This window comes from Streptomyces sp. 8N616, assembly GCF_052246385.1.
Classification (GTDB): Bacteria; Actinomycetota; Actinomycetes; order Streptomycetales; family Streptomycetaceae; genus Streptomyces.
Genome location: NZ_JBQQBY010000006.1, coordinates 78,534 through 104,540, shown reverse-complemented (window position 1 = coordinate 104,540; position 26,007 = coordinate 78,534). Strand labels below are relative to the sequence as shown.

The following is a 26,007-nucleotide window of genomic DNA, read 5'->3' as shown; positions in this document are numbered from 1 at the left end:
GATCGATCGCCGCCACCTCCACACGGGGGTCCTCGCGCACGACCACACCTTTCCCATCCACTGTGTAGACACGCAGATTCATCCGATGGGCGCGCATCGCTCATCCCTCTCATGTGCTCGGCCTGATGTGCTCGGCAGGGCGGTGGTGTCCGGCAGGCTTCGGGTCGATGGACTCCTGCATCCGGTTGCCGACAGGATCCGATCCACACGCCTGATACTCGGCTGCTTCTCCTCACCTCGTCGGATCGCCGGGAGTGACCGTGATCAACGGCCCCTGGCGGTGCCCCTCAGCGGCAAACGGCATCAGTGTGCTCGGTCGACCATGGATAAAACTTCGCTGATTCTTGATATCCGCTGGCTGGATTCCCCATGGGGAGGACGGACTTGGGCAGTCGAGGTTGGTCTCCGCAAAAAGCGGCGGAACCGGCGCCGGGCACCGCCGTGCCGCGGCAGGGCAGGTCCGCCCGCAGGTCCGCCCGCAGGACAGCCCGCATGGCCCCCCGCATGACGGCCCGTACGGCAATCCCGGGGGGCGCGCACACGCTTCCGCACTCCCCCCAGGGTCGCCCGCGCCCCTTGGTACGCACCAATCCGCTCCTCGATGTCCCACCGACACGCGCTGAACCCGCCGGTAGGGCCCACTATCCGGAAGACGGAGATCCAATCGGCAAGGAGTGTGGCCACAGTGGCGGTGGAATTCGGGATCCTCGGTGTCATCGAGGCGCGCGTCGACGGCCGTCTGGTCGATCTCGGCCATGCCCGGCAGCGGCTGCTGCTGGCAGCGCTGCTGGTGGATCACAACCATGAGGTGACGGTGGATCAGATAGTCGAGCGGGTCTGGGGGGACCGTCCGGTCCAGCGCGGCACGCTCCACAGCTACCTGTCCCGGCTGCGGCAGACCCTGACCGCCACCGACGGGGTACGCATCACACGACGGCCCGCGGGCTATGTGATCACCGGTGACGCGCAGGCGGTGGATCTGCACCGGTTCCGCCACCGTGTCGCCCAGGCCCGCAGGACTTCCGACGACGAGCATGCCGCAGCCCTGCTGGAGCAGGCCCTCGGCCTGTGGCGCGGGGAGGCCCTGGCCACGGTGGACACCCCCTGGGCCAACACCCTGCGCGAGACCCTGCGCCACGAGCGTCGCGCCGCCGAGCTGGATGCCGCCGACATCGGACTGCGCCTGAACCGGCACACCGAGCTGCTGCCCGGCTTACGCGATCGCACCCATGACCACCCGCTCGATGAGCGCCTCGCCGGGCAGCTCATCCTCGCTCTGCACCGATGCGGGCGCACGGCCGAAGCCCTGGAGTGCTACACGAGCACCCGGCGGCGGCTTGCCGAGGAACTGGGCATCGATCCCGGTCCGCCGCTCAAGCGCCTGCATCAGCAGATCCTCACCGGCGACCCCGCCCTCACCCCACGCACCGGACCCACGGTGATCACCCGGTCCGCACCGGCCACCGTGCCCGCCCCCGTACCGCGCCAGTTGCCCGCGCCGCCAGCACTGTTCACCGGCCGTACCCGGGAGCTGGCCGCGTTGTCGGCCGCCCTGGACCAGCACGCCGATCCCGGCGGCACGGTGGTGATCTCAGCGATCGGCGGCACCGGCGGCATCGGCAAGACCTATCTGGCCCTGCGCTGGGCCCACGATCACACCGAGCGCTTTCCCGACGGCCAGCTCTACATCGACCTGCGCGGCTTCGACCCCTCCGGCGAGTCGGTGCCCCCCTCAGTGGCCATACGGGGCTTCCTCGGTGCCCTGGGCGCGCAACCCTCCGCCGTCCCGGTGAACCCCGACGCCCAGACCGCGCTGTACCGCAGTCTGGTCGCCGACAAACGGATGCTCATCGTGCTGGACAACGCCCGCGACACCGCCCAGGTCACCCCGCTGCTGCCGGGCAGCCCGAGCTGCACCGTCCTGGTCACCAGCCGTCGCCAGCTGAGTGGCCTGCGCACCGCCCAGGGAGCCCGGCCGCTGACCTTGGGCACGCTCTCCGAGGCCGAGGCCCGCCAGCTTCTCGTCCGCCACCTCGGCGAGGCCCGGATCGCCGCCGAACCCGACGCCGTCACCGCGATCCTGGAGCACTGCGCCGGACTTCCTCTGGCGCTGAGCATCATCGCCGCACGCGCCGCCGCCTACCCCGACTTCCCCCTCACCCACCTCGCCGCGGAACTTGCCGAGTCCGCAACCCGGCTCGACGCACTCGACGCCGGGGACCTCGCCGCCGACCTGCGCGCCGTGTTCTCCGCCTCCTACCAGGCCCTGGAGCCCGAAGCAGCACGCGCCTTCGCCCTGCTCGGCCTGGCCCCCGGTCCGGACATCAGTCTGCCCGCCGCGGCCGGCCTGACCAGCTGCACCCCCGCCCGCGCCCGCACCCTGCTACGCACCCTGGAGACCGCCCACCTGCTGCGGCAGCACATCCCGGGTCGCTACCAACTGCACGACCTGGTCCGCCTCTACGCCGCCGAACGCGGCCAGCGCGACCTGGACGAGCCCGACCGCACCACCGCCCTGCGCCGCGTGCTCGCCTTCTACCTGCACACCGCCCACCGAGCCGACCGCCTGGTCGAACCCCACCCCGCCATGCCGGTCGAACTGGACCCGCCCGCCCTCGGTTGTCTCCACCAGCCCCTGGCCGACCAAAAGGAGGCGCTGGCCTGGTTCGTCGCCGAATACCCCTGCCTGCTGGCCGCCCAGCAGCTGGCCGCCGACCACCACTGGCACACCCCCGCCTGGCAACTGCCCTGCACCCTCGACGCCTTCCAGCTCTACCACGGTCGTCACCGCGACCGGCTTCCGATGTGGCGGGCCGCCCTCGCCGCCACCCAGCACCTCACCGACCCCGCCCTGCAAGCCCGGGCCCACGTCGGCCTGGGATGGGCCTGCGGCAGGGAGGGGCAGCACGCCGAGGGCGGCGGCCACCTCAGTCGAGCGCTCGCCGTGTTCGAGCAGACCGGCCACCTGCGCGGCCAGGCGTGTGCCCACTGGGGGCTGGCAAGCTCCTGGTCGCAGCAGGGCGACGCCGAGCGGGCCTTGCCCCACGCCGAGCACGCCCTGCAGCTCTACCGCCGCCTCGGCGACCCCGCGTTGGAGGCCACGATGCTCAACAATGCGGGCTGGATCCATGCCCAACTCGGCCACTACGAGCAGGCCCGCGCCCACTGCACGCAGTCCCGGGACCTGGCCCGGCGGCTCGGCGACGACCGCTGCGAGGCCGGCGCCCTGGACAGCCTGGGCTACATCGCCCACCACACCGGCCGGCACACCCAGGCCCTGGACCACTACCACCAAGCCCTCACCCTGTTCCGCAAGGCCAACACCCCCCATGACGAAGCCGGCAGCCTCGAAGACCTCGGCGAGATTTACCGCGCCCTGGGCCAGCACACCCAGGCCCGCCACGCCTGGCAGCAGGCCCTGGAGCTGTACCGCGCCCAGCACCGCGCCACGGACGCGACACGCGTCCAGGAACAACTCGACGCCTCCGACCAGGCGCAAACGCAAACCGATGCGGCCAAGGGGTAGGCCGCGGGCGGCTGGTGACGTGGCTGCGCAACCGCAGGTCCGGGGCGCCGACACCCTGGCCGACGCCGCGCTGGACGCCGCTGAACGGCAGCAATATGCGGCGTCAGGACGGCACTCGCCGCGACTCTCTGTACTACAGCCTGCTCGCAGACGAGTGGCCCGCCGTTCGCGACGTGCTGCGCGCCAGGGTCGCCGCCAAGACGACCGCCTGATCCGGGGCCCTGAGCTTGTTCGTCCTGGGCATCTCGGGCTTCTTTCGCGCGGACGAGTGGCTTCGCCAGCGGTTCGTGGGGTCTGGCGCAAGCCTGGAGGCCGTGCTCTTCGCCGCGGCCGCCCTGCGCCGGGGCCGGGCGAGCCGCGTGCTGGCCACCGCGACCGAAGAGACCGTCGTGGGCCAGGCCCTGGGCGGCGCCGCCGCGTTGGTGCTCGACTCGAGCACGACCGCACCGCTGGGAGTGGTGGTTGACGGGGTGTCACGATTCGTGCCCGCACGCGCGGACGGCACCCCGCAACCGTCGGCCCTGGCCGCCGCGGTACGACGGGTGACCGCCCTGGCCGCAGGCCCGGGCGAGCTGCGGTACAGGTTCTGCGGGCCGGTCGACGCGACCCCGGTGGACACGGCGATCCGCACGTCGCTGGCCTCTGCAAGAGTGACCCTCACCGACCCCGCCGGGCCCTCCGTCGGCGCGGAATTCGGCGCCGTCTCCCCGCTCCTGCACGTGGCCGAGTCGCTGCCCGCGCCCGGACTCACGATGGTCGTGGCGGCATCCGGGGCCGGACACCTCGTCGCGCTGACCCTCCAGGGCGCTGGGCCGGGCGAAGCCCGCGAGTGACCGCGACCGACCGCGCCGCGGCACCTCGGCCCCCGGGAATTGGTGGAGGGACCGGGGCCAGAAGGTCGTGGTGGTCTCCCCGGACTACGCGGACGACACCGAGTTCGCCGACGAGTGGCTGCCCGCGCGGCCGGGTACCGACGCGGCGCCGGCCATGTCCATGGGGCATGTGATCCTCAAGGAGTTCTTCGTCGACAAGACGACACCGCGGTTCACCGACTTCGTCAGGCGCTGCACCGACCTGCCCTTCCTGGTCACCCTCACCGAACACGGTGACGCCTACGTGCCCGGCAAGTTCCCTGTCGGCCAGGAGAAGTCCCGGCCGATCACGGGGTGGGCGACGCTCGCCTTCGGACTGGACTGGCAGCGGCCACCGCGCCAGATGCAGGCCACGGTGGCTCCACCATGTGACGGCGGGCCGCGGCGGCCCACTCGTGGTGTTCGTGTCCGGCGGAAACGGCTCGTGGTCGGGAAGGCAGGGGTCCGTGCGTCCTGGTGGGCACAGCCGGGCGGCCGCCCCCTGGTTCGTTCTCTCGCCCACCGCCGCCCGGAACTGGTTGCATGGACGAGCTCAGCGAGGGTTCATAGACTGATCAATGTGGCTGTTGCAGCAGGGACGTACGAGCTCGGCCCGCGGACCGGCCGTATCCTGCTGCGCACCCTCCGTGAAGGCTTGGTGGCGAAAGCCGGTCACGACCTGGTCATCGAGGCGACGCAGTGGGAGGGCACACTCACCGTCCCCGCGGATCCCACGGCCCCGACGGAGCTGTCGGTACGCGTGGACATGGATGCGCTACGGGTACGGGAGGGTACCGGCGGGGTGAAGGCCCTCACCGATGCCGACCGTCGGCAGATCGAGCAGACCATGCATGACGTGCTCCACGTCGACGACCATCCGCACACGGTGTACACCTCCACGAACGTGGAGATCGAGGACCGCAGCGCGATGGTCGACGGACAGTTGACCCTGGCCGGGCAGACCCATCCCCTCCGCCTCGTGGTACGGCAACGCGAGGACGACACACTCGGCGCCGCAGCCAGTGTGGTGCAGAGCCACTGGGGCGTCCGGCCGTACTCGGGGTTCTTCGGTGCCCTCAAACTCCGCGACGCAGTCGAGATCGAGGTCACCCTCCGCCTGCCCGAGGGAGCACTGACGGCGTAGGAGGATCTCGAGGTCACTGGCTGACGAGGGTTTGTGCCGGAGTTCGAGCGGCGCCGCCCCTCGGCGCAGCGGTCTGGTCCCCTCGGTTCTCCTCCACACGTCGCGGGTGCCCTTGCCGCCTGCCCGCCCCCGGGAGCCTGGCCGTTCACACTTGGCCCCGGAGCGAGGACCTCCCGCCCAGCACCCAGCGGACGCCGGCCCGCGCCCGACCACCACCGTGGCGCCGGCGATCGCGGTGAGGCCGCCCGCCGATGACCGTGAACAAAGCTGGCCGCCCGGCTGCAGATCGCACCGACGACAGTGAGCCTGCTGGCTGGCGGCCTGAGCCGGATGGGGATCCTGAAGCGGCGCGAGGACGAGGCGGACCGGCGTCGGCGGATCATCGGCATCGCGGCCGACCAGCGACCCGCGATCACTGCCTGGCACTGTGGGCGCTTCGGCTGCGCGCTATCCGTCCCGACGGACCTTCGCGTGCGCGGGAAGCAGACCAATCGGGGGCGCCTCGATCAGAACCTCGCTTCTCGCGTTGTGACAAGTTGGGAGCGCTCAGCTCGCACGACGCGTCAGCTTTCCTCCCCGGAGGGCTTTTTTGCTGGTCAGGGGGGACATTAGCGGGTCAGGCGTAGCGGACGCGTAGGCGCTGGACCACCCTCGGGTGATCATGAGGATGGTCCGGCGCCTCCGGCTGTCACCGGGTTTCTGCGGGGCGCCCTGTCGATCTACGAGGAGTCCCCCGATGAAGCAGGTGCCGCAGCCTCCTGGGAACCGCGGCCCGGCACCAGCAGGACCAATGTGCTGCGGGCCTCGCGTCGACGACCGGAATCACGCGCGAAAGCAGAGACCAGAGCCAGTAGCGAAACTGTTGCGGTGTAGATCCCCCCAGCGACCACAGTCGCCAGACCGAGCCCCATCGGGCACGCACCTTTCATCCCCCGCTCGTGGGATACCCGGCCCTCGATGCCGGGCAGGCTCCGCACCGCCATCGTACGCAACACCACGCCCCCTGCACACAGGAACTACCGGCTGCTTCCCTCCCTCAACTACCAAGGCATACGTGGCGTTTGTTCCCTCGCTCAATGACCCGGGTCGTCATCAGCAGCAAGTACGACCTCCACCGCGCCAGGGACGCGAGTGACGCATCGCGTACGTCGGCGCGCAAGAACCGAGAGCGCTCGAAGGAACAGGCCCGCACCGCCGATCGCCCGCGTTCGGCCCCCAGCCCCCAGCCCTCAGCCCCCAGCCCCCAGCCAGCTGCCAGCTGCCAGCTGCCAGCTGCCAGCTGCCCGGCCAACGACTAAAACCGATGGCGGCCATCGGCGCGGCGTTCAACCGCGGGTGCCGATGGCCGCCTGTGACGGGCAAGGGAAGACGGGCAAGGGAACTGAGTTGTCGCCCGTAGCCCGGCGCCGTACGCCCGAAGCCGGCGCGCCGGTAAGGCGCCGAACGGTGGCATCACTGCTGGGGCGAGGCCATGGCGGGCTCGGCCGTCGCGGGTTCGTCCGCGTCGATGTCGCGCAGATCCTTGTGGCGGCCTTCGCGGAGGGTGAGGGCGGATACGAGGGTGACGCCGCAGAGCGCGACGACGTACCACGGGAATACACCCGACAAATTCCGGGAGTTGAGCCACTCGATGATGAAAGGCGCCGTTCCGCCGAAGAGGGCGACCGAAAGCGCGTACGGCAGTCCGAGCCCGGCCGCCCTTACCTCGGTGGGAAGTTGCTCGGCCATGGTCGATCCGACGGCGGATCCGCAGACGGCGAAAATCACCAGGCCGATGCTCTGCACCAGGACCAGGGAACCGAAAGTGGGCTGCAGAACCGCGAACAGGGGAAGGGAGGCGAGAGCGCTGAGAATGCCGAACAGCACCAGGTTCAGGCGGTGCCCCACCCGGTCCGAGAGCACGCCGAGCACCGGAAGAACGCCGATGAGCACGGCCTGGGCGATGATGCTCGCGGTGAGGGCGGCGCCGTGCTCCAGCCCCCGGTGGGCCGCGTATTCGGGGAGGTACGAAGCGAAGGTGTAGTACCACACCGCCCCTCCGGCGGTGAGCCCGAAAATCTTCAACGCAACGCGTGGATGCCGCGTCAGGATGTCGAACATGCCCGTCCTGGGCTGCGCTCCGCCGCTCGCCCTGCTCTCCCGGGCACGTTCGAACGCCTCGGTCTCCGGGAGCGACCGGCGCAGGTACATGCTCCACAGGCCCAGAAGCGCGCCGAAACCGAATCCGAGCCGCCAGCCCCAGTCCGACACCGCCTGCGCATCGAGAACTGCGTTCACTCCCAGGCCGACCGCGTTGGCGGTCAGGACGCCCACGGTCGCCGAGACGTAACCGAGGCTCCCGAAGAGACCGCGGCGCCCGCTCGGTGCCGATTCGGCGAGATAGGTGTAACTGGCGCCGGCCTCGCCGCCCGTGGAAATGCCCTGCAGGACCCGGGCGATGACCATGATCGCGGGAGCGAACACTCCCGCCGTCTCATAGCTGGGCGCCACCGCGATGAGCAGCGCACCTCCCGCCATCAGGAGCATGGCCACGATCATTCCGGCGCGGCGGCCGCGGCGGTCGGTGAACGAGCCGAGGAGGAGCCCGCCGAGCGGACGGAAGAAGAATCCCACCGCGTAGACCGCGAGTGCTCCGAGCAGTGCGGCTACCGGATCGTCACCGGGAAAGAACTTCGGGGCGAAAGTTGCGGCGAAGACGGTGAAGACTCCCCAGTCGTACCATTCCAGGCCGTTGCCGACGAGGACGGAGAAGAGGTGTTTTCTGGAGGGCTTCTGAGGCTGCTGGTCGCGCGGTGCGCGCTGTTCGCGCGATGCGGACCGGACTTCATTCGATGTGTCCACGTCGTCCCTTCGATTGGATGGCAGTAGCGCACTCGTGATCGCGACACGGGATATGCGGGTCGAAAGGAACTCCCGATACCGGGAAACACCTGATGACACAGGGAGAATCGTGCGTGAGGCTTGCGGAGATCTTTTCCGGGGCCCTGTGAAATGCCCTACCGGAAGTGCCCAGGGATATGTCAGGGAGTTGGAGGACGGCCCTTGGTGTCATATGGCGCTGTGATCGGGGTCGAGCCGATCACCACACCAGCGAGGGGTGTTGCTTCTACGAGTTCTACGAAATTCCGCTTCCGTGTCGGCCAGGTGCACCCACTATGAAGTGGCACTGCCGGGCCGTCGATGGGCGCTCCGACAACGCTGATACCGCGCTCGTTGTGCGTCAGTCCAACGCGTCGCGAGGTGAGGGGGACGACCGTGCGGGCCGCAGCGCGCGAGCCGCCAGGGCCCAGCTGATCTCGATCAGCGTGTCCGGTTCTTCGAGGCTCGCCCCGGTCAGCTCCTCGTAGCGCCGCAGCCGGTAGCGCACGGTGTTGACGTGGACGTGCAGGCTCTGCGCGACGGCGCCGATATGCCGCCCCGACTCCAGATACGACCGCACGGACTCCTCGATGAGCGCCCCGAACTCGCCCTCCGCGGCGAGCGGTCGCAGGTACTGGTCGAGGAGCAGCTCGGCGAGCTCGGGCTCCGAGGCGACCGCCACCCGCCACGACAGGTCTCCCAGCTCGTACACGCCGCGCAGCCCGTACGCCCGGGCGGCGTCCAGCAGACGGCCTGCGGTGCGGAAGGAACGGTGGACCTGTCCCAGGGCAGTCGCCGGGCCGAGACCCGCCGTCACCGCGAGTTCCCCGGGGGCGGGCCTGGCCTCGACCACTCCCGCGACGGCGTCGTCCACCACCGCGACCATCGCGGTCCGGCCGTGGGCGCGGCAGAGCGCATCCAGCGGCCGCTCCAGCCGCTCCAGCCGCTCCGCATCGGAATCGGTGCTCGACCGGGCTCTGATGGCGTGGTACGCCCGGGAGGGATCGAGGCCGTAGATCGCCGCGCCGCTGTGGATCTCCGCCGCGCTCAGGGTTCCGAAGAGCAGTCCGCGCAGGAAAGCCGCCCGCCGGTGGGCATCGAACAGCGCCGCGGAGACCTCCGCCTCCCGGTGCACCGAGGCGATCTGCAGGCTCTCGGCGTCGGCCAGCTCCCACAGGGCCCTGGTGCGGTCGACGACGACGAGCGGATCCAGGCCGTGGCGGGTCGCCTCGGCGATGAAGAGGTCCCGTATCGCGCCGAGGGCTCGCCGGAAGGCGCGGAGGCCGTCGCCCAACGACACCCCGCGGGCCACGCGGTCATGGGCCACCTCCGCCTCGTCGATCTCCTGGGACGCCGGCACCCGGCCGTCGCGCAGCACCTCAAGCGTGCGTGCGAAGTGCCTGGCCCAGACCTCGTCGAGCAGCTCGAGGGGGACGGCGCGGTAGGACGGCACATGATCGGCCACGTCCGCGTGCACCCGGCTGCCGAGCTCTTCCTCCTGAGCCCGCATCCCGGTGATCACGGCTTCCAGGGCGTCTGCGCCCGGCTGCGCCTCGGTCATGAACGTTCACCTCTTGCGTGACCCCGCGGATTGGAGAAACGAACAATATGTCGACCGTCGCGCTTTGTGGACGCTCCATCGACAGGGAATCCGTCCAGCTCGCAGAGTGATCACAGGGGACGGGGCGCAATGAATCACACACCCGACAAACCCAATGAAGGGGATGTTCATGGACGAGCCGACGGGACTGCAGGGCCAGGTCGCCATCGTGACCGGAGCCGGTTCGCGGGGCGACGGGATCGGCAATGGCCGCGCGGCGGCGGTGCTGCTGGCCCGTCGCGGTGCGCACGTCGCCCTGGTGGACAACGTGACCGACTGGGCCGAGAGAACCCACTCCATGATCGGGGCGGAGGGCGGGACGAGTGTCGTGGTCGACGCCGACGTCTCCGATCCCGACTCCTGCTCCTCCTGCGTGGCGCAGGTCCTCGATCGATGGGGACGGGTGGACATTCTGGTCAACAACGTCGGTGTCGGCGGGCCCGTGGGCGATGTCGTCGACGTCGGCCTGGAGGCGTGGGAGCAGTGCTACAGGACCAACCTCACGTCGATGATGCTGATGTCGAAGTTCTGCGTACCACCGATGCGGCGGGCAGGCGGCGGCGCGATCGTCCATGTCTCCTCGGTGGCCGGACTGCTGGGCGGACACCCCAACATCGCCTACCCGGTCACCAAGGGCGCGATCATCCCGCTGACCCGCGCCATGGCCGCGCAGCACGGGCCGGAGGGCATCCGGGTCAACGCGGTGGCCCCCGGCATGGTGTACACCCCGATGGTCGCCACCACGCCCGGGATGACCGAGGAGGTGCGGGAGACCCGCCGAGGCCGGTCCCTGCTCGGCACCGAAGGCAGCGGCTGGGACGTCGGGGAGGCGGTCGCGTTCCTCGCCAGCCGCCGCGCCGGATGGATCACCGGGGTGGTGCTTCCGGTCGACGCGGGCTCAACGGCGGGCCGCGAGTTCGCGCCGAACCTGGCGCTGGACCGGGTGCCGGCTCAGGTGACCAGCGGCTAGAGCACCGCGCGGGACAGCCGCCCGGACAGGGCCCGTATCCCTGCGTACGGGTACGCGTGGCGTACGGGGACGCGTGGCGTACGGGGACGCGTGGCGTACGGGGACGCGTGGCGTACGGGGGCGCGTCCGGGGCGGGTTCGCCGATCCGCGGGAGACCACAGACCACCCTGTCGCGGCTGGTCCTGGAGGCACGGATGGCATACTGCGGTGGCGATGAGCGAATCCACCGCGGCGGCCGGACGCCGCCCGACCAGGCGCGATGACCAGCGGGAGACGTCCCGGCGCAAGTTGCTGGACGCGGCGCTGGAGATCCTCGCCGAGGAGGGCTACCGCGGCCTGACGGTCAAGCGGGTCGGTGATCGCGCCGGAGTCAGCCGCGGCTTGGTCAACTACCACTTCACCTCCAAGGCCGGACTCGTCGAAGCCGTGGTCACCGACATCCGCGAGGTCTTCGTCGACCAACTCCGGGCGCTGCCCGGGTACGGCACGATGAGCGGTCTCGAGACCGTGGTGGCCAGGGTCGACCAGTTCTTCGTACGCCTTGCGGAGCCGGAGCCGGGCGTACGGGCGCGCGCCTTGCTGGTGCTCCTCGTCGAGGCGGTCGGCAGTCCCGGCGGGATGAAGAGCACCATGGCCGGCCACCTCAGCCTCGTCCGCACCGCTGTCGAGGACGACATCCGGCGAGGGATCGCGGACGGGAGCATCCGTCAGGACGCCGACCCCGTCGCGGAGGCTTTCCTGGTGGAGAGCATCGCCCGGGGCGTGCTGCTCCAGTACCAACTGGGCTCGGCGCGTGACCGGTTGGCCGACATCGGGCGGGCCGCACACGTGATGCTGGTCCGCGGCCTCTCCCCGGCGCGGGACGCGGACTGAGCCCGTGCGGTCCGGGATCAAGCGGCCGAGGGCGTGGTCAAGGAGCTGCAGAAGAAGCAGGACGCCATCGAGAAGGCGATGCTGAAGATCACCAAGTTGGCCAGGGCGTAGCCGACGGCGTACCTGGAGGTGCCGGGCGCAGCACTGCCTACCTTTCACGTGTGGCCGTGACCGCGTCTGTGTACAACTCCGTCGTCAGGTCGCCGTCCTCGATGCCCAGCTCCTGCAGCACCGCCCGCACGTCCTCGAGCGCGGCCGCCACGTCGCCGTCCTCGTCGACGAGCGTCTCCAGCTCCAGGAATGTCCCATTGATCTCCGGCACCCGCACGAGCGTGGCGAGCATGTGCCGTCCCAGCGCCTCGAACTCGTAGTTCCGGCAGCGCTTCTCGAATGCGATGACCGGCACATAGCCGAGTCCGCGCAAAATCCCGTGCATGGCCTCCGGATCGGTCACGTGCGTCTCGTGCTCCGGCTTCGACCCGGACGCTTCATCGACCCTCGCGCCCTTGTAGGTGAGAAGTGAGCGAGTCTCCTGCGGGCCGTGAACGGTGCGTACTCGTAGCTCCCGATCCTGTGCAGCGAGGCCGCTGGCCGGGTCGTCGTAGTACGTGTCCTGATATACCTCAGCCCGCCCCGTGGCCCGCTTCTCCAGCGCTCGCAGCACCTCTTCCGGCGCGTGCACGCGGGCCTTCAACTCCGCTTCGATCACCGACCGCTCCCCTTCCTCACACCGTCCGCTCAGCTTCCCGCACGATGGCCTGGAACATCCGCCGAAACCCGCGGTACAGCGGTCCGTGCGGTGTCTCCAACACCTTGTACGTGGCCGACTCATGCCCTTCCCACCCGGCGTCGAAGGCGCCGACGAACATGGTGGAATCAGTGCGGATCATCCGCCAGGTCGGCAGCATGGCGTACCGGTACACCTGCACGTCGCAGCGGTCGGCCAGCTCCCGCAGTCGCGCTTCCGCCAACTCCACCCCGGCGGCCAGCGCCTCGGATGACTCCCCGATCTCCGCAGCGCGCTGGGCGAGCGCGGACGACTCCGGGTCGAGCAGGAGCACCCGAACCCGCAGGCCGCTGCCGCCCTGCTCCCGCGGCAAGCATGCTCGCAGCAGTGAGTCATTCAGCCCGATGAACCCGAGGCCGCGCACCGCAAGCACGTCCACCTCCGATGCGCTGCGCGCCTGCTGCTGAATCTCCTCTGCCGCGGATGCCTGCGCCGCGTAGACGCGCACCACCTCGGGGAAGGCTGCCAGGTCGAAAGCCTTCCCTCCGCCGTGGACCTCGCGGCTCGCGGCCAGCCCGAGGAGGTGCCGAGCATCGTCGGGCATGCGCAGCCCGTCGGCGATGCGCTCGTACACGTCGAGCCGTGACACCTCCCGGCGGCCGTTGATGATCTCGTTCACGCGGGCCTGCGTCATGCCCGCGGCGGTGGCGATCCTGGCTTGGCTGGCGCCGGCGTACTGCTGCACATAGCGGAAGACTGCGCCGACGTCACGAGCCCGCAGCGCCTGCCGTACCTCGGCGCGCTCCCATGCCCAATCGGGCAGTTCGATCGGTGCGAGCGGCGTCGACATGGGCGGCCCCCGGTATCCACGAACGGTATGGAAAGTCATCCCACCGTGAGATTACCGGTCGGGTATCGAGCGCACACGGTGCGTCACACGATCCTGAGCGGGTGAGCAATAGGACCGCACCACCCATGGAATGGCTGCCTTCTGGCCGCGTCGTCGCCATGCGCCCGGCCGGGCAGTGGTGGGACGCCGTACGCGTACCCCGACGCCTCGGGCTCGATGTCCTCGCGCGGCTTGGAGAGCACACCGGGGCCGTCATCGAAGACCCCGATGGCGCGCTCCTGTACTGGCTTGTGCAGCCTGGCGAGGCGACCGGCTGGCAGCTCCACCCGAGCGCTCACGTTCAGGTGTTGGGCGACACAGCACACCTCGCCGTGCCGGGTCCTCAGTGCACCGCGGGCCCGCATTGGCGTGTACCGCCCACCCGCGGGCGGTGCCTGACAGAGCCGGGTGGTTTGCGGGACGCCCTGGCGGCGGCCGTCCATGCGGCGATGGGCCCGCGACCGGGGGCGGTGCGGTGAGCGCGCACACCATCATTCGCGCGGCGGACTGGACACTCGGGCCGGAGACGGCCGAAGGCGCGCCTCGGGAGCCGCTGCATGAGTCGCAGTGCACGACGTGCGGCGAGTCGTCGGACGCGACCGAGGGCGACCGGCTCGGCCCCGAACTGTGGGCACTGAAGCACACCGGCATGCATCCCAACCACCGTACGTTCCGAGCCGTCGTGACCTCGTTCTGGCGCACTGAGCCCGCCCCCGGCAACCCCCTCCACCAGGGGGCAGAGGAGGACGCGGGGTGCTGAGACTGGTGCAGCCGGCACGGGGACTACGCCGAGGGCATGCTCTACGCCTGCGGCGAGTGCCGTGAAGGGCGCGGGCTCACCCAGCTCGTGGACGAAACAACGCCGAGGCGGCGCGCCACACAGCCCACCCAGGACCGGGCCACCGAGGTGACGGCGGATCCATAACACGTCGGCGGTCCGTAAGACCCCGCCCGGACCCGGGCGGGTTAACACGCAACCCACACCGAGGAGTACGCCCATGACCATCCCTGGACCCAACCAAGCCGCGACCACCGAGGCGGACGACGGCAAGCGCGGCGGTAACCCCGCGCCGATCAAGCCGTGGACGCCGCCGGCGCCGCCGTCCCCTGACGGCGACGGATCCTGACAGGAGGCTGACGCCATGACGGACCCAGAGCTGCGGGTCTCCGGTCACCGATCGCTGGTCAATGCCCTCGAGGAGCGCGGCTTACTCGCCGACCCGTGGCGGCGCGTGTGGGACGCGGTGCCTCGCGACCTGTTCATCCCGTCGCAGATCTGGCGGCAGCGCCCGACGCGGTGCGAGCCGGTGACGACGGACGCCGAATGGTGGGACCTGGTGTACAGCGACGAACCTGTCGTGATCCAGGTGGACGACGGGCAGGAGGACGGACCCGGCATCGCCACGTCGTCCAACTCGATGCCGTCCATGGTCGCGCGCATGCTGGGCCTGCTGGAGGTCGAGGACGGGCATCGCGTGCTGGAGATCGGCACCGCCTCGGGGTTCGTTGCGGCGCTCCTGTCCGAACGCCTCGGTGAGGAACGGGTCTTCAGCGTCGAGCTCGACCCGGTCCTCGCCGAGCGCGGCAAGCAGAACCTTGCGGCCGCAGGCTACGCGCCGACCGTTGTGCACGCTGATGGAGAGCGGGGCTGGCCACAGGCCGCGCCCTATGACCGGCTGATCGCGACGTGCGCACTGCGGCACGTGCCGTTCGGCTTGGTCCGCCAGGTCCGGCCCGGCGGTGTACTGGTGGCGCCGCTCGCCCGGGAGTTCGGGAGCGGAGCGCTGGTACAGCTCACTGTCCAGGCGGACGGCACGGCGTTCGGACCGTTCCGGGGCGGCGCGTCGTACATGCCCATGCGATCTCACCGTCCGGCGGCGGGAGCACCGGTGGACGAGTCCACCGGCCGGTGCCGGTCCACAGATGTGAACCCGGGGCGCATCGCCACGCTTCCTTTCGCGCTCTACGCCGGCGCCCGCATGCCGGGCTTGTCGATGGTGAGTCAACGGGAGGAGGACGGGCCCGTGTCTGGCTGGATGACGGGCACGGATCCGGCGCCACGGTTGGGCACGGCGAACCTGTGTGGCTGTACGGGCCTCGGGACCTGTGGTCCGACGTTGAACGTGCCCTCGAGGAGTACACCGGGCTCGGCTCACCGGACACCGAAGAGTTCGGCCTCACCGTGACCACAATTGAGAACGGCGCATGGAGAGCGCACGGCCACCGAGCCCGCACGGACGAGTCCGCGCGGGCCGGTGGCCGTAGTGCTGCCGGGGCGGGCGGTCAGACAGCGTCCAGTCCGCCGTCCACCACCAGGCTCTGCCCCGTGATGTAGGAGGCCCGGTCGGAGAGCAGGAACGTGACGGCCTCCGCCACCTCCCACGCGGTGCCCTGGCGGCCCAGCGGGATCCGCGTGAACGCGGCCGTCCTGGATGCCCGCCTCGCCGACGCCTGCCGCCCCATCGGGGTGTCGATCAGTCCGGGGACGACGAGGTTGGCGCGGATCCCGCGCGCCCCGCCCTCCTTCGCGACATGGCGCGTCAGTCCGTACAGGCCGGCCTTGGAGCTGTCGTACGCCGGTGAGTTGGTGGCGGCGCGCAGCCCGGCCGTCGACCCGATGAAGACGATCGCGCCGCCGTCGGCCATCGCCGGAAGCCCGTACTTGGCGGCCAGGAAAGGCGCACGGAGATTGAGGGCGAGCACCCGGTCCCAGTCCTCCGGTGACGAGCCCGCCAGCCCGGCGCCGAGGCCGACCCCGACGTTGACCACGACCCCATCCAGACCCCCCAGTTCGCGTACCGCCTCCTCCACCATGGCGGCCGAGGCGTGCGCATCCGTGGCGTCACTCACCAGGGCAACGCCGCGAGCACCTTCGGCGGCCACCAGCGCGGCGGTCGCGGTGGCGGCCTCTGCGACGACATCGGCGCAGGCGACGCTCCCGCCTTCACGGGCGGCGAGAACGGAGATCGCCCGGCCGTTGCCGACCGGTGCTTCCGGGTCGTCGTCGGGACGGGTGCCCGCTCCTATCACCAGCACCCTGCGTCCGGCCAGGCGGCGGTCGGCCGTACGCCCCGGCTTCCGGCCCTCCGCGGCAGGCTCTCCCAACTCACCCATGCTTGCGAGCTCCCCTTCGAACCCCTCGCTGTCGAAGCCGGGGTCCAGCTCCACACCAGCGGAGTTCAGGAAGAACGCCACCATGTGGTACTGCCCGACGAGCATGGTGATCTCGATCAGGTCCTTCTTGTCGAAGTGGGCGGCGAGGAAGCCCCAGGTGGCGTCGGACAGCCGGGCGTCGCGGTGCAGCTCGTCCGCGGCTCGCAGCAGATGCCGCTCGAGGTCCGGCCATCCCTCGGCGTCCGGGCCCAGCGGTATGCGCTCGATTTCGGCGTCCGTGACGCCCGCCGCCCTCGCCAACGGGGTGTGACGGCCCCATTCGTACGAGGCGGACGTGTTGTACGAGGTCCGCAGGATCAGCAGCTCGCGGACCCTCCCCGGCAGCCGTCCCGCACGGAGCAGCCGACCGCCGAAGGGCATGAACTTCTCGTACAGGTCGGGGTGGCGAACCAGGGTGGTGAAGATGTTGGGGACCCGGCCTCCCGGGTCCCGCGTGGCATGGGCCATCAGTTCGCGCGTCCTCGTATCCCAGCGATCTTCGGACAGCGGCAGGAGCCGGGGGCGGGCGGCACCGTCGCGGTCGTGGCCGCGTTCGCTGGTGCCGTCTGTGGTGTGTGTTGCCGGAACTCTTTCGGACATGGAAACCTCCCGCCGCCACAATAGAAACTGGCTGAACGCCTAGCAAGGGAGCAGAAGGGCGACGGTCCGTTGCCTTGACCTCGGCGTCAAGGTCTAGCGTCCCTGTCATGCGCATTGGTGAGCTTGCGGAACGGGCAGGGGTCAGCACCCGGACGCTGCGGTACTACGAGTCCCGCGGGCTGCTCCCCGCCCGTCGCGCGGTCAACGGATACCGCGTGTACGGCGACGATGACCTGCGGCTGGTGGAGCAGATCCGCACACTTCAGGACTTCGGGTTCGGCCTGGAGGAGACCCGGCCCTTCGTGGAGTGCCTGCAGGCGGGGCATCCGGCCGGGGACGCCTGTCCTGCCTCGCTCGAGGTCTACCGCAGCAAGCTCGCCGAACTCGATGCGCTGATCGACCAGCTGCGGGCGGTGCGTGCCCAGGTGAGTGCGCAGCTGCTGCGGGCCGAGGCGGAACTGCCGGACGGGCCCGAGCCACGGTGCCAACTGAGAGGATGACGATGATCGAGACAGCGGGCGTGGACGAGATCACGGACGCCACCTTCACCGACGAGGTGCTGAACGCGGACCGCCCGGTGCTGGTGAAGTTCACCGCCGACTGGTGCCCGCCGTGCCGGCAGCTGGCCCCGGTGCTGAGCGCGATCGCCGCAGAAGAGGCCGGCCGGATCAAGGTCGTACAGCTCGACGTCGACACCAATCCCGGGACAACGGCTGCCTACGGTGTCCTGTCGATGCCCACGCTGATCGTCTTCCGCAACGGTGAGCCGGTGAAGTCGATGGTGGGCTCCAGGCCCAAGCGGTGGCTGCTCCAGGAGCTCGAAGAGGTCATAGAGAAGACGTCATAGAGAAGACGTCATGTGAACCTGCCGTATATGAACCTCCCGCCCTCACTGCCGCGGCGTTGGCGGTGAGGGTGGGGCGAGCTTTATTCGGCGGTGGCGAGGATCTCGGCGGGACCGGTGGCGGCCTGGTCCGCGTCGCGGCCTTCGGCGTGGACGCGGACCTGGTCGGAAACCAGGTCCCCAGCCTGGACATGGCAGGCGTTTCGATCACCATAGGCAAGGTCACAGGAGACATGCTCGACCTGTGGGCCGCACCCGTGCACCCCTGCCCTGCCCTGGGGCGCACGCCCCGACGAACGGAGACACCGTGGACATCACCCTCGCCCGCACCTGGGTGCAGGCCATCGCCGCGGCCGTGGACGAGCACCAGGACTACCTGACCCAGCTCGACTCGGCCATCGGCGACGCCGACCACGGCACCAACATGCACCGCGGCTTCCGCGCGGTCACCGCCGCCCTCCCCGGAACCGAGCCCGCCACCGTCGGGGAGGTTCTGGTCAAAACCGGAAGCCTCTTGATCTCCGCCGTCGGCGGCGCCTCCGGCCCTTTGTACGGCAGTGCCTTCCGCGCCATGGGCCGGGCACTCGACATACCCACCGCCGACACGGCGCAGTTCGCCGCAGCGCTCGCCGCCGGCCTGGCAAGCGTGCAGAATCTCGGCGCGGCCGTCCCCGGGGACAAGACGATGATCGACGCATTCGCCCCCGCGGTGGAGGCCTTCCAGCACATCGCCCAGGCCGGCGGTGACTTCGCCGCCGCTGCCGGCGCCGCCGCCGATGCCGCGGAGGACGGCATGCGCGCGACGACCCCCCTGCAGGCCCGGAAGGGGCGCGCCTCCTACCTCGGCCCACGCAGCATCGGCCACCAGGACCCCGGCGCCACCTCTACCGCGCTGATCTTCCGCGCCCTCGCCGAGACGGCGGCTGCCCGATGACCCGGGGCCGCTACTCCGGCCACGGCACCTCCCACGGCACGGCCCGAGGACGTCAGTAGGATCGCCTGACCATGGATGTGATCGCGGGAAACGAGATGATGGCCGTCCCGGCGGGGCGGGTGACGCTCTCGGACCGGCGAACGCAGCGCAGTTGGGCGGTCGAGCTTGCGCCGTACGAGCTCGCGGTGTTCCCGATCACCCAGGGGCGGTACGCACGAGTCACCGGCCGGCGGCCGAGCAACGCGCAAGGCGACCAGGTGCCTGTCGAGGGCGTTTCGTGGCTGGACGCGATTCGGTTCTGCAACGCCCTGTCCCGACGTGAGGGGCTGGCACCCGCGTATCGCCTCCATGCCGGTGCCGACGGCGTCGACGGCGTCGAGTGGGACGCATCCGCTGACGGGTACCGGCTACCGACCGAGGCCGAGTGGGAGCACGCATGTCGTGCGGGTACGACCGGCGCGCGGTACGGGCGGCTCGACGACATCGCTTGGCACCGTGGCAACTCGCACGAGCGGATTCACGAGGTGGGCGGCAAGCAGCCCAACGCATGGGGCCTGTACGACATGCTGGGCAACGTGTGGGAGTGGTGCTGGGACCTCTACGATGCCGACGTCTACGGCGCCTACCGGGTGCTGCGTGGCGGTGGGTGGTTCGACGAGCACTGGAGCTGCCGGGCCTCGGTGCGGCGTCGCAGCCACCCGACCTTCCGGATCGACGACGTGGGATTCCGCATCGCGCGTTCCACTGGCGGCTGATGCCGTAGTACCCCTGCATCCCTCGCCGCCCGACTGCTGCCCTCACAAGCCGGCGCACGGAACGAGCCGGCACACGGAGGTTGCACCTCACGATGAGCGGCTGTGCCTGAACCGGCGTATTGGAGGGAGAGGGGAACCAACCCGCGAAGCCCTTACATCCCGGAGGTACCTCACCCGTGGCCACCACCAAAGCAGCCCCGCCCCGGGTCGAGCACCGCGACGCGGACGATCGTGAAGGTTGGGAGTTCAACTCACCCCTCGTCCTGACCATGTTGCTGCTGGTGGTGGTTGCGCTGCAGGGGCCGATCCGCCGGGGGCTGTCCGCTCCGGTGATGCAGAGCTGGATGACCGTGTTCGTCGCGGTGGTCGTCCAGGCTCTGCCCTTCCTCGTCCTCGGCGTGCTGCTGTCGGCGATCATCGCGGTGTTCGTACCACCGTCGTTCTTCGCCCGCGCGCTGCCGGGACAACCCGCCCTGGCCGTGCCGGTCGCCGGCTTGGCCGGGGCGGTCCTGCCCGGCTGCGAGTGCGCCTCCGTTCCGGTGGCCGGGGCGCTGGTGCGCCGGGGCGTCACCCCCGCGGCGGCGTTGGCGTTCCTGCTGTCCGCCCCGGCGATCAACCCGATCGTGCTGACCGCCACCGCCGTCGCTTTTCCCGGCAACCCACGGATGGTCCTCGCCCGGTTCGCGGCGAGTCTGCTCGTGGCCTGCGCGATGGGCTGGTTGTGGCAGCGGCTGGGGCGCACCGGCTGGCTGCGCCCACCGGACCGCCCGTCGTTCGACGGCCTCGGCAAGGGGGCGGCGTTCTGGGGATCCGTACGGCACGACGTGATGCACGCCGGCGGCTTCCTCGTCGTCGGCGCGATGGCCGCGGCCACCCTCAAGGCCGTGGTCCCGGCAAGCTGGCTGCACACCGCGGCCCATAACCCTGTGGTGTCAGTCCTCGCCCTGGCGATCCTCGCGGTGCTGTTGTCGATCTGCTCCGAGGCCGACGCGTTCGTGGCCGCGTCGCTGTCCCAGTTCTCGCTCACCGCCCGGCTGGCGTTCCTCGTCGTCGGGCCGATGATCGACCTCAAACTGTTCGCCATGCAGGCCGCCACGTTCGGCCGCGGGTTCGCGCTGCGGTTCGCCCCCGCCACCTTCACCCTGGCCGTCCTGATGTCGGTCCTGGTCGGGGCGGTCCTGCTGTGAACCGGCAGGCGCAAGCAGTCGTGCTGTTCCTCGTCGGCGTGGCGGTGTTGCGGGCCGGCTTCACCGACCTCTACCTGCGCTACGTCAAGGCCGGGTTGCGCCCGTTGCTGCTCGTGGCCGGCATCGTCCTGATCGTCGCCGCCATCGCCACCGTCTGGTACGAACGGCGACGGCCGCGCGCGACCCAGGAGGCCCAGAAGACCCAGGAGACGGAGGAAACCCAGGAGACCCAGCACGAGCGTGAGCACCACGACCAGCGCGGCCGGCGCGGCCACGCCCACCGCGAACCGCGCATCTCCTGGCTCCTCGTCCTGCCCCTCTTCGCTCTCATCCTGGTCGCCCCACCCGCACTGGGCTCCTACAGCGCCATGCACACCGGCACGGCCCTGCAACAACCCTGGGGCTTCCCCACCCTCCCCGCCGGCGACCCCCTCCGGCTCAGCGTCGTCGACTACGCCGGGCGCGCGGTCTACGACCACGGACGTTCCCTCGGCGACCGGCGGATCAAGGTGACCGGCTTCATCGCCCTCGACCGCAGCGGCGCACCCTACCTCGTCCGCATGGCCCTCAACTGCTGCGCAGCCGATGCCCAACCCATCAAGATCGGCCTGTCCGGGCAGATACCCCCCGTCCTGGCACCGGACACCTGGCTCGAAGTCATCGGCACCTACACCGGCAAACAGACAAAAGACCCCGTCAACGGCGGCGTCATCCCCTTCATCGACGTCAGCCGGGCCAGACCGGTCCCGGCCCCACACGACCCCTACGAAAGCTGGAACTGAGCCCAGCCCTGTACTCCCTCTACGGCGAGCCCGCCTCGGCGGCATCGAGTATGCGATTCCGCCGCACCAGGGTGCGCGCGGGCGGTAGTTGACTGGCCCTGGAGCCTCGCGCCGGCCGGCGCGCGCTCCTTGGGAAACCTTCCACTTCCACAGGTAGCCCCGCGGTCCAGGCCGTCCAAGATCAAGGGACCGACGCCCTCGTGCACTGCCCCGAGGCCGGCGCTGCGGCTTCCGAGCCCCAAGAAACTGCAGGTCACAGGCGCCAGAGAGGAGATCCAGCCCCAGCTGAGAGACGATCGAGGCAGAGAGGACGGAGCCATGGCGCTGCTGGTTTTGGACGGCGAGGATCTCGTAGTCCGTCTGCGGTGGTGGGAGAAAGCTGCTGCTGGACGCCGACGCAGCATACGCATACCCGTTGCGTCGGTGGACGGGGTGAGAGCCGAGCCCGACTGGTGGCGCGCCGTCCGCGGCGTGCGCGGCCGAGGGCTCTGGATGCCGAATGTGCTCTGTATCGGCACGCGGCGGCATTCGGGAGGGGAGGATTTCGTGGCGCTCCGGCCGCCGAACCTGCCCGTCGTGTGCGTGGAATTGCGTCCGCCGTTCCCATTCTCGCGGGTGGCAATCTCGACCAGGACTCCCGAAGCCACGGTCCGATCCATCCAGAATTCTCCGCGAAGAGACGCAGTCGGTTGATCCAGGCGAGGCTGAACATGTACACGTCCAGCTCACACACAGCATGAGCGTGACCGCGGACGGCGAACTCGTCGAAACCTGGCCCCCGCCATCACCGCCTGCCCCCCGGGGCTAGCACGTCGCCCAAGCCGGAACCGTCCACCAGCGAGGATCCGCGCGCAGGGCAGATGCAGTTCGACGTCGCACGTGAAGCACCGTCCTGGCCTCGGACTTGCCCTTCGACGAGCTGTTCAACGCGGAGATGCTGCGGGGCGGCCGCCCGTAAGAGCACTACCGGGAATCTTCCAGCTCACCGCGCTGACCCGGGACGCGAGGTGCTCGTCGAGCCCCATAGCCGATCAACTCCGTGAGATCAAGGGCCAGTTCGCGCCAAGCAACCCCCAGTTTTCGGGCCCTCTCCAGCTCGAAACGTTGAGTTAACCCGGCAAACAACTTCGACAGGCTAACGTGTTTCTTGACCAGTCATTGACTAACACTTGGCACGCACAAGAGGTGCAAACTTCCTGGAGGGGCGCATGTTCCGAGGTGCGAGGGCCCGGACCGCGCTTGTGGTCCTCGCCGCCGTCCTGATCGCCCTCCCGTTCTCGGCACCCGAGGCGCCGTTCGCATCCGCGCACACGGCCCATCATGCTGATACCGAAGCCCAGTCCGGAATCAAGTCCTCTGCGAAAGTGCTGCGCGGCGAGGCCGTCACCTGTCGCGACGCCGGCTACCTCGGCGGCCCGGCAGGCCCCTCGCGCACCCTCGACCGGCAATGCGCCGCCGACTCCGCGCCCCAGCCGCCCGTGCGCACCCTGCCGGCGCAGGATCCGGCGGCCGCGGACGAACCGGTCGCGCCCAGAGCCGGGCACCATCGCTCCTCGGGATCCTCAACGGCCCACTTCCCGGCCGCACTCCAGGTCTTCCGCTGCTGACAGCGGAGCAGTTCCCACCCCCCACGTTGTCCTGCCCGTCCGACGCGCCCCACGGCGCGCCAGGAGGAATCAGCACACATGCAGCCCCTCATCGACAACGCCCGCACGTTCGGACAACGCCCTGAGGAGTTCGCCAAGCTCGCCGACGGCCAGTTCCCGCAGGTCCTCTTCATCACCTGCTCCGACTCCCGGGTCGTACCGGCCCTGATCACGGGCGCCCGCCCCGGCGAGCTCTTCGAGCTGCGCACCGCGGGCAACATCGTCCCTCCGTACGGCTCCGAGCCCCCCACCTCCGAGGCCGCCACCATCGAGTACGCCGTGGAGGTGCTCGGCGTTAAGGACATCGTCGTCTGCGGCCACTCGCACTGCGGTGCCATCGGCGCGCTGGTGCGCGGCGACGACCTGGACACCGTCCCCGCCGTACGCGACTGGCTCGCGCACGCCGCGGACAAGCCGGCGTCGGCCGACCCGGGCGACCCGGCGGTCGCCGCGGCCGTGCAGCACCACGTGCTCGCCCAGCTGCTCCGCCTGCGCACCTACCCCTGTGTGGAAAAGGGATTGGCCGCGGCACGGCTGCGGGTGCGCGGCTGGTACTACGAAGTGCACACCGGGGCCGTACGCGAACACCGCGCGGACACCGACGCCTTCAAGGCCCTGTGAGCGGCGCCATGACTGCTATGACCAAGTTCCCTTACCTCAAGCAGGACTTCGCCGCCTCCCTCGTCGTCTTCCTGGTCGCGCTGCCGCTGTGCGTCGGCGTGGCCGTCGCCTCCGGCGTTCCGGCAGAGCTCGGCCTGGTCACCGGCATCGTGGGCGGCATCCTCACGGGGCTGATGCCCGGCAGCAGCCTCCAGGTGTCCGGGCCGGCCGCGGGTCTGACCGTGCTCGTCTTCGAGGCCGTCCGCGAGTTCGGGCTGCCCGCGCTCGGCGTGATCGTGCTGGCCGCCGGGCTGCTCCAACTCGTCACGGGCGCACTGAAGCTGGGCCGCTGGTTCAGGGCCATCTCGGTCTCGGTGGTCGAGGGCATGCTGGCCGGCATCGGGCTCGTGATCATCGCGGGCCAGCTGTACGCGGCGGCGGGCCTGAGGGCCCCGGCGTCCGGCATCGACAAGATCGCGGGACTGCCGGAGGCGGTCGTCCGCGCCGTCGGCAGCACCGAGGCCATGGCCTCGCTCGGGGTCGGCGCGGGCACCATCGCCGTGATGGTCCTGTGGAAGCGGATGCCGAAGCGGGCCCAGGTGGTGCCGGGCGCGCTCGCGGCGGTGGCGCTGGCCACGCTCGCCTCGATGGCGTTCAGCCTGCCGGTCGCCACCGTCGAGGTGCAGGGACTGCTCGGCGCGATCCAGCCGCCCGGAGTCGACGCCTTCGGCGAGCTGGCCGACCCGGCCATCTTCGGCACGATCCTCGCGTTCGCACTGATCGCCTCCGCCGAGAGCCTGTTCAGCGCGGCGGCCGTGGACCGGCTGCACAACGGCCCGCGCACCGCTTACGACAAGGAGCTCATGGCGCAGGGCGCGGGCAATGCCGTGTGCGGGCTGCTCGGCGCGCTGCCGATGACCGCCGTGATCGTGCGCAGCTCGGCCAACGTCCAGGCAGGCGCGAAGACCAAAGCCTCCCGCGTGCTGCACGGCGCGTGGCTGCTGCTGTTCGCGGCACTGCTGCCATCCACCCTGGCGCTGATCCCGCTGCCCGCCCTCGCCGGCATCCTCGTGCACGCGGGCTGGAAGCTGATCCCGTTCCGGCCGATCGTGTCGCTGTGGCGGGAGCACCGCGGTGAGGCGCTGATCCTGGTGGTCACGGCCGTAGCGATCGTCGCGGTCAACATGTTCGAGGGCGTACTGATCGGTCTGGCCCTGTCGGTCGCCAAGACCGCCTGGGAGGCCTCGCACGTCAAGCTGGAGGTCATCGACAAGGGCGCCGGCCCCGTCCAGGCGTACCTGTCGGGCAACGCGACCTTCCTGCGGCTGCCGAAGATCCTCGACACCCTGGAGACGCTGCCCCAGAACCGCCCGATCGAGCTGGACCTTTCAGGGCTGCACCACCTGGACCACGCCTGCCGCACAGCGCTGGAGAACTGGGCCGAGCGGCACAGCGCAGCAGACACCGAACCGGTGAGGGTCACGACGCCGTAGGCACCCGCCTCGTCCGGTCCAGGGCCAGGCCCTGCTGTCACATTCTCGCCGTCCGCCCGAAGGGCGGGCCCGCGGCATCGTGGGGACGCCCCCGCGCGAGCTGGTTCACGGCGCAGACGGGAATATGACGGCAGGGCCTAGGTGCGCTGAGGGCGTCCGAAGAGGAGGTCGTAGCCAGGGGGGAGCTGGATCAGGACGCGGCGGATGAGCTCTTCGCCCGCAGCGTCGGCGGTCACGCTCAACACGGCGCCGACGTCCCAGGTCGCGGTCTGTTCGGTGGCTCCCTCGATCCATGCCGCGGTGGCCCGCACGAACCGGTCCGGGGAGAGCGGTTCGGCGGCCTGCAGCGGGTTGAGCAGGATCAAAGCGAAGGTTTCCGGGAGCCGGGCGGCCAGCTCGGCCCGTACTTCGCCCACCAGGTGCGCGCCCAACAGCGCCAGAACGGTGCGTGCTGCCCGTTCGGCTTCCCGGCTTGTGGCGTACTCGCCGCGTTCCTGGATCTGTTCGAGGAACGCTTCCCATCGCATGGCCACCGCTGCCCCCTTTTCCTTGGTGCAGAGCGCAGAGCACGGGG

25 protein-coding genes and 1 pseudogene are annotated in these 26,007 nt (G+C 70.3%); 19 read left to right on the top strand and 7 right to left on the bottom strand.

Annotation, left to right across the window (positions count from 1 at the left end; all coding sequences use genetic code 11):
* The first annotated feature begins 685 nt into the window (after window positions 1–685).
* The 5 genes and pseudogenes from ACTWQC_RS07445 to ACTWQC_RS07425 all read left to right on the top strand — a co-directional run bounded on the left by ACTWQC_RS07445 (window position 686) and on the right by ACTWQC_RS07425 (window position 5,521).
* Window positions 686–3,526 (top strand): BTAD domain-containing putative transcriptional regulator, encoded by a 2,841-nt coding sequence (locus ACTWQC_RS07445; protein WP_443314751.1) that lies wholly within the window; start codon window positions 686–688, stop codon window positions 3,524–3,526.
* Between the two features lie 14 nt (window positions 3,527–3,540).
* Complete coding sequence (locus ACTWQC_RS07440; protein ID WP_443314750.1) at window positions 3,541–3,738, top strand: hypothetical protein; 198 nt, start codon at window positions 3,541–3,543, stop codon at window positions 3,736–3,738.
* A 75-nt stretch (window positions 3,739–3,813) separates the two neighbouring features.
* Window positions 3,814–4,359, top strand: coding sequence for a hypothetical protein (locus tag ACTWQC_RS07435; RefSeq protein WP_443314749.1), 546 nt, complete (start codon window positions 3,814–3,816; stop codon window positions 4,357–4,359).
* Between the two features lie 46 nt (window positions 4,360–4,405).
* A pseudogene (locus ACTWQC_RS07430) lies at window positions 4,406–4,696 on the top strand (molybdopterin-dependent oxidoreductase); the annotation flags it as partial.
* Between the two features lie 45 nt (window positions 4,697–4,741).
* Entirely contained in the window at window positions 4,742–5,521 is a 780-nt protein-coding gene (locus ACTWQC_RS07425) for a YceI family protein (RefSeq protein WP_443314863.1), read from the top strand.
* Between the two features lie 1,452 nt (window positions 5,522–6,973).
* Here the strand turns inward: ACTWQC_RS07425 and ACTWQC_RS07420 are convergent.
* Together ACTWQC_RS07420 and ACTWQC_RS07415 are read right to left on the bottom strand one after the other, a co-directional pair.
* The gene (locus ACTWQC_RS07420; protein WP_443314748.1) at window positions 6,974–8,362 is read right to left on the bottom strand and encodes an MFS transporter; all 1,389 of its coding nucleotides are present in this window, start codon (window positions 8,360–8,362) and stop codon (window positions 6,974–6,976) included.
* Window positions 8,363–8,741: 379 nt separating this feature from the next.
* Complete coding sequence (locus ACTWQC_RS07415; protein ID WP_443314746.1) at window positions 8,742–9,941, bottom strand: PucR family transcriptional regulator; 1,200 nt, start codon at window positions 9,939–9,941, stop codon at window positions 8,742–8,744.
* A 169-nt stretch (window positions 9,942–10,110) separates the two neighbouring features.
* Here ACTWQC_RS07415 and ACTWQC_RS07410 point away from each other — a divergent pair, with 169 nt between their 5' ends.
* The gene (locus tag ACTWQC_RS07410; protein WP_443314745.1) at window positions 10,111–10,950 is read left to right on the top strand and encodes an SDR family NAD(P)-dependent oxidoreductase; all 840 of its coding nucleotides are present in this window, start codon (window positions 10,111–10,113) and stop codon (window positions 10,948–10,950) included.
* Between the two features lie 213 nt (window positions 10,951–11,163).
* Complete coding sequence (locus tag ACTWQC_RS07405) at window positions 11,164–11,823, top strand: TetR/AcrR family transcriptional regulator (protein WP_443314744.1); 660 nt, start codon at window positions 11,164–11,166, stop codon at window positions 11,821–11,823.
* 148 nt (window positions 11,824–11,971) lie between these two features.
* Here the strand turns inward: ACTWQC_RS07405 and cyaB are convergent, their stop codons facing one another.
* From cyaB to ACTWQC_RS07390, 3 genes are all read right to left on the bottom strand, one after another.
* Window positions 11,972–12,532 (bottom strand): class IV adenylate cyclase, encoded by a 561-nt coding sequence (cyaB, locus tag ACTWQC_RS07400; protein WP_443314743.1) that lies wholly within the window; start codon window positions 12,530–12,532, stop codon window positions 11,972–11,974.
* 16 nt (window positions 12,533–12,548) lie between these two features.
* On the bottom strand, window positions 12,549–13,400 hold the full coding sequence (locus ACTWQC_RS07395; protein ID WP_443314742.1) for a helix-turn-helix domain-containing protein: 852 nt from the start codon (window positions 13,398–13,400) through the stop codon (window positions 12,549–12,551).
* 83 nt (window positions 13,401–13,483) lie between these two features.
* Window positions 13,484–13,738: a hypothetical protein gene (locus ACTWQC_RS07390; RefSeq protein WP_443314741.1), complete on the bottom strand. Its 255-nt coding sequence runs from the start codon at window positions 13,736–13,738 to the stop codon at window positions 13,484–13,486.
* 176 nt (window positions 13,739–13,914) lie between these two features.
* Here ACTWQC_RS07390 and ACTWQC_RS07385 point away from each other — a divergent pair, with 176 nt between their 5' ends.
* The 3 genes from ACTWQC_RS07385 to ACTWQC_RS07375 all read left to right on the top strand — a co-directional run bounded on the left by ACTWQC_RS07385 (window position 13,915) and on the right by ACTWQC_RS07375 (window position 15,625).
* On the top strand, window positions 13,915–14,199 hold the full coding sequence (locus tag ACTWQC_RS07385) for a DUF7848 domain-containing protein (RefSeq protein ID WP_443314739.1): 285 nt from the start codon (window positions 13,915–13,917) through the stop codon (window positions 14,197–14,199).
* Between the two features lie 238 nt (window positions 14,200–14,437).
* Window positions 14,438–14,566, top strand: a complete 129-nt coding sequence (locus tag ACTWQC_RS07380; protein WP_443314738.1) for a hypothetical protein — start codon at window positions 14,438–14,440, stop codon at window positions 14,564–14,566.
* A gap of 15 nt (window positions 14,567–14,581) precedes the next feature.
* Window positions 14,582–15,625: a methyltransferase domain-containing protein gene (locus ACTWQC_RS07375; RefSeq protein WP_443314737.1), complete on the top strand. Its 1,044-nt coding sequence runs from the start codon at window positions 14,582–14,584 to the stop codon at window positions 15,623–15,625.
* A gap of 97 nt (window positions 15,626–15,722) precedes the next feature.
* Here the strand turns inward: ACTWQC_RS07375 and ACTWQC_RS07370 are convergent, their stop codons facing one another.
* Window positions 15,723–17,192 (bottom strand): SDR family oxidoreductase, encoded by a 1,470-nt coding sequence (locus ACTWQC_RS07370; RefSeq protein WP_443314736.1) that lies wholly within the window; start codon window positions 17,190–17,192, stop codon window positions 15,723–15,725.
* A 107-nt stretch (window positions 17,193–17,299) separates the two neighbouring features.
* On the opposite strand from ACTWQC_RS07370, the gene ACTWQC_RS07365 reads away from it, so the two are divergent.
* From ACTWQC_RS07365 to ACTWQC_RS07325, 9 genes are all read left to right on the top strand, one after another.
* Window positions 17,300–17,692: a MerR family transcriptional regulator gene (locus ACTWQC_RS07365; protein ID WP_443314735.1), complete on the top strand. Its 393-nt coding sequence runs from the start codon at window positions 17,300–17,302 to the stop codon at window positions 17,690–17,692.
* Window positions 17,693–17,694: 2 nt separating this feature from the next.
* Window positions 17,695–18,039, top strand: coding sequence for a thioredoxin (trxA, locus tag ACTWQC_RS07360; RefSeq protein WP_443314734.1), 345 nt, complete (start codon window positions 17,695–17,697; stop codon window positions 18,037–18,039).
* A gap of 304 nt (window positions 18,040–18,343) precedes the next feature.
* The gene (dhaL, locus tag ACTWQC_RS07355; protein WP_443314733.1) at window positions 18,344–18,970 is read left to right on the top strand and encodes a dihydroxyacetone kinase subunit DhaL; all 627 of its coding nucleotides are present in this window, start codon (window positions 18,344–18,346) and stop codon (window positions 18,968–18,970) included.
* A gap of 71 nt (window positions 18,971–19,041) precedes the next feature.
* A complete protein-coding gene (locus tag ACTWQC_RS07350; RefSeq protein WP_443314732.1) occupies window positions 19,042–19,725 on the top strand; it encodes a formylglycine-generating enzyme family protein in 684 nt (227 codons plus the stop codon).
* A 176-nt stretch (window positions 19,726–19,901) separates the two neighbouring features.
* A complete protein-coding gene (locus ACTWQC_RS07345; protein WP_443314731.1) occupies window positions 19,902–20,912 on the top strand; it encodes a permease in 1,011 nt (336 codons plus the stop codon).
* On the top strand, window positions 20,909–21,694 hold the full coding sequence (locus ACTWQC_RS07340; RefSeq protein ID WP_443314730.1) for a TIGR03943 family putative permease subunit: 786 nt from the start codon (window positions 20,909–20,911) through the stop codon (window positions 21,692–21,694). The genes ACTWQC_RS07345 and ACTWQC_RS07340 overlap by 4 nt, the downstream gene beginning before the upstream one ends.
* 1,208 nt (window positions 21,695–22,902) lie before the next feature.
* On the top strand, window positions 22,903–23,301 hold the full coding sequence (locus ACTWQC_RS07335; protein WP_443314729.1) for a hypothetical protein: 399 nt from the start codon (window positions 22,903–22,905) through the stop codon (window positions 23,299–23,301).
* A gap of 78 nt (window positions 23,302–23,379) precedes the next feature.
* Complete coding sequence (locus ACTWQC_RS07330; protein ID WP_443314728.1) at window positions 23,380–23,961, top strand: carbonic anhydrase; 582 nt, start codon at window positions 23,380–23,382, stop codon at window positions 23,959–23,961.
* A gap of 17 nt (window positions 23,962–23,978) precedes the next feature.
* Window positions 23,979–25,433: a SulP family inorganic anion transporter gene (locus ACTWQC_RS07325; RefSeq protein ID WP_443314727.1), complete on the top strand. Its 1,455-nt coding sequence runs from the start codon at window positions 23,979–23,981 to the stop codon at window positions 25,431–25,433.
* A gap of 137 nt (window positions 25,434–25,570) precedes the next feature.
* Here the strand turns inward: ACTWQC_RS07325 and ACTWQC_RS07320 are convergent, their stop codons facing one another.
* On the bottom strand, window positions 25,571–25,960 hold the full coding sequence (locus ACTWQC_RS07320) for a DUF2267 domain-containing protein (protein WP_443314726.1): 390 nt from the start codon (window positions 25,958–25,960) through the stop codon (window positions 25,571–25,573).
* Window positions 25,961–26,007: the final 47 nt, after the last annotated feature.

What these genes read in the sequence shown, in the direction of transcription:
- ACTWQC_RS07335 (WP_443314729.1), top strand. Translation starts at nt 22,903, where the DNA reads ATGTTCCGAGGTGCGAGGGCCCGGACCGCGCTTGTGGTCCTCGCCGCC.
- ACTWQC_RS07320 (WP_443314726.1), bottom strand. Translation starts at nt 25,960, where the DNA reads ATGCGATGGGAAGCGTTCCTCGAACAGATCCAGGAACGCGGCGAGTAC.
- ACTWQC_RS07415 (WP_443314746.1), bottom strand. Translation starts at nt 9,941, where the DNA reads ATGACCGAGGCGCAGCCGGGCGCAGACGCCCTGGAAGCCGTGATCACC.
- ACTWQC_RS07375 (WP_443314737.1), top strand. Translation starts at nt 14,582, where the DNA reads ATGACGGACCCAGAGCTGCGGGTCTCCGGTCACCGATCGCTGGTCAAT.
- ACTWQC_RS07365 (WP_443314735.1), top strand. Translation starts at nt 17,300, where the DNA reads ATGCGCATTGGTGAGCTTGCGGAACGGGCAGGGGTCAGCACCCGGACG.
- ACTWQC_RS07330 (WP_443314728.1), top strand. Translation starts at nt 23,380, where the DNA reads ATGCAGCCCCTCATCGACAACGCCCGCACGTTCGGACAACGCCCTGAG.
- ACTWQC_RS07410 (WP_443314745.1), top strand. Translation starts at nt 10,111, where the DNA reads ATGGACGAGCCGACGGGACTGCAGGGCCAGGTCGCCATCGTGACCGGA.
- trxA (WP_443314734.1), top strand. Translation starts at nt 17,695, where the DNA reads ATGATCGAGACAGCGGGCGTGGACGAGATCACGGACGCCACCTTCACC.
- ACTWQC_RS07425 (WP_443314863.1), top strand. Translation starts at nt 4,742, where the DNA reads ATGCAGGCCACGGTGGCTCCACCATGTGACGGCGGGCCGCGGCGGCCC.
- ACTWQC_RS07370 (WP_443314736.1), bottom strand. Translation starts at nt 17,192, where the DNA reads ATGTCCGAAAGAGTTCCGGCAACACACACCACAGACGGCACCAGCGAA.
- ACTWQC_RS07325 (WP_443314727.1), top strand. Translation starts at nt 23,979, where the DNA reads ATGACCAAGTTCCCTTACCTCAAGCAGGACTTCGCCGCCTCCCTCGTC.
- ACTWQC_RS07350 (WP_443314732.1), top strand. Translation starts at nt 19,042, where the DNA reads ATGGATGTGATCGCGGGAAACGAGATGATGGCCGTCCCGGCGGGGCGG.
- ACTWQC_RS07395 (WP_443314742.1), bottom strand. Translation starts at nt 13,400, where the DNA reads ATGTCGACGCCGCTCGCACCGATCGAACTGCCCGATTGGGCATGGGAG.
- ACTWQC_RS07405 (WP_443314744.1), top strand. Translation starts at nt 11,164, where the DNA reads ATGAGCGAATCCACCGCGGCGGCCGGACGCCGCCCGACCAGGCGCGAT.
- ACTWQC_RS07380 (WP_443314738.1), top strand. Translation starts at nt 14,438, where the DNA reads ATGACCATCCCTGGACCCAACCAAGCCGCGACCACCGAGGCGGACGAC.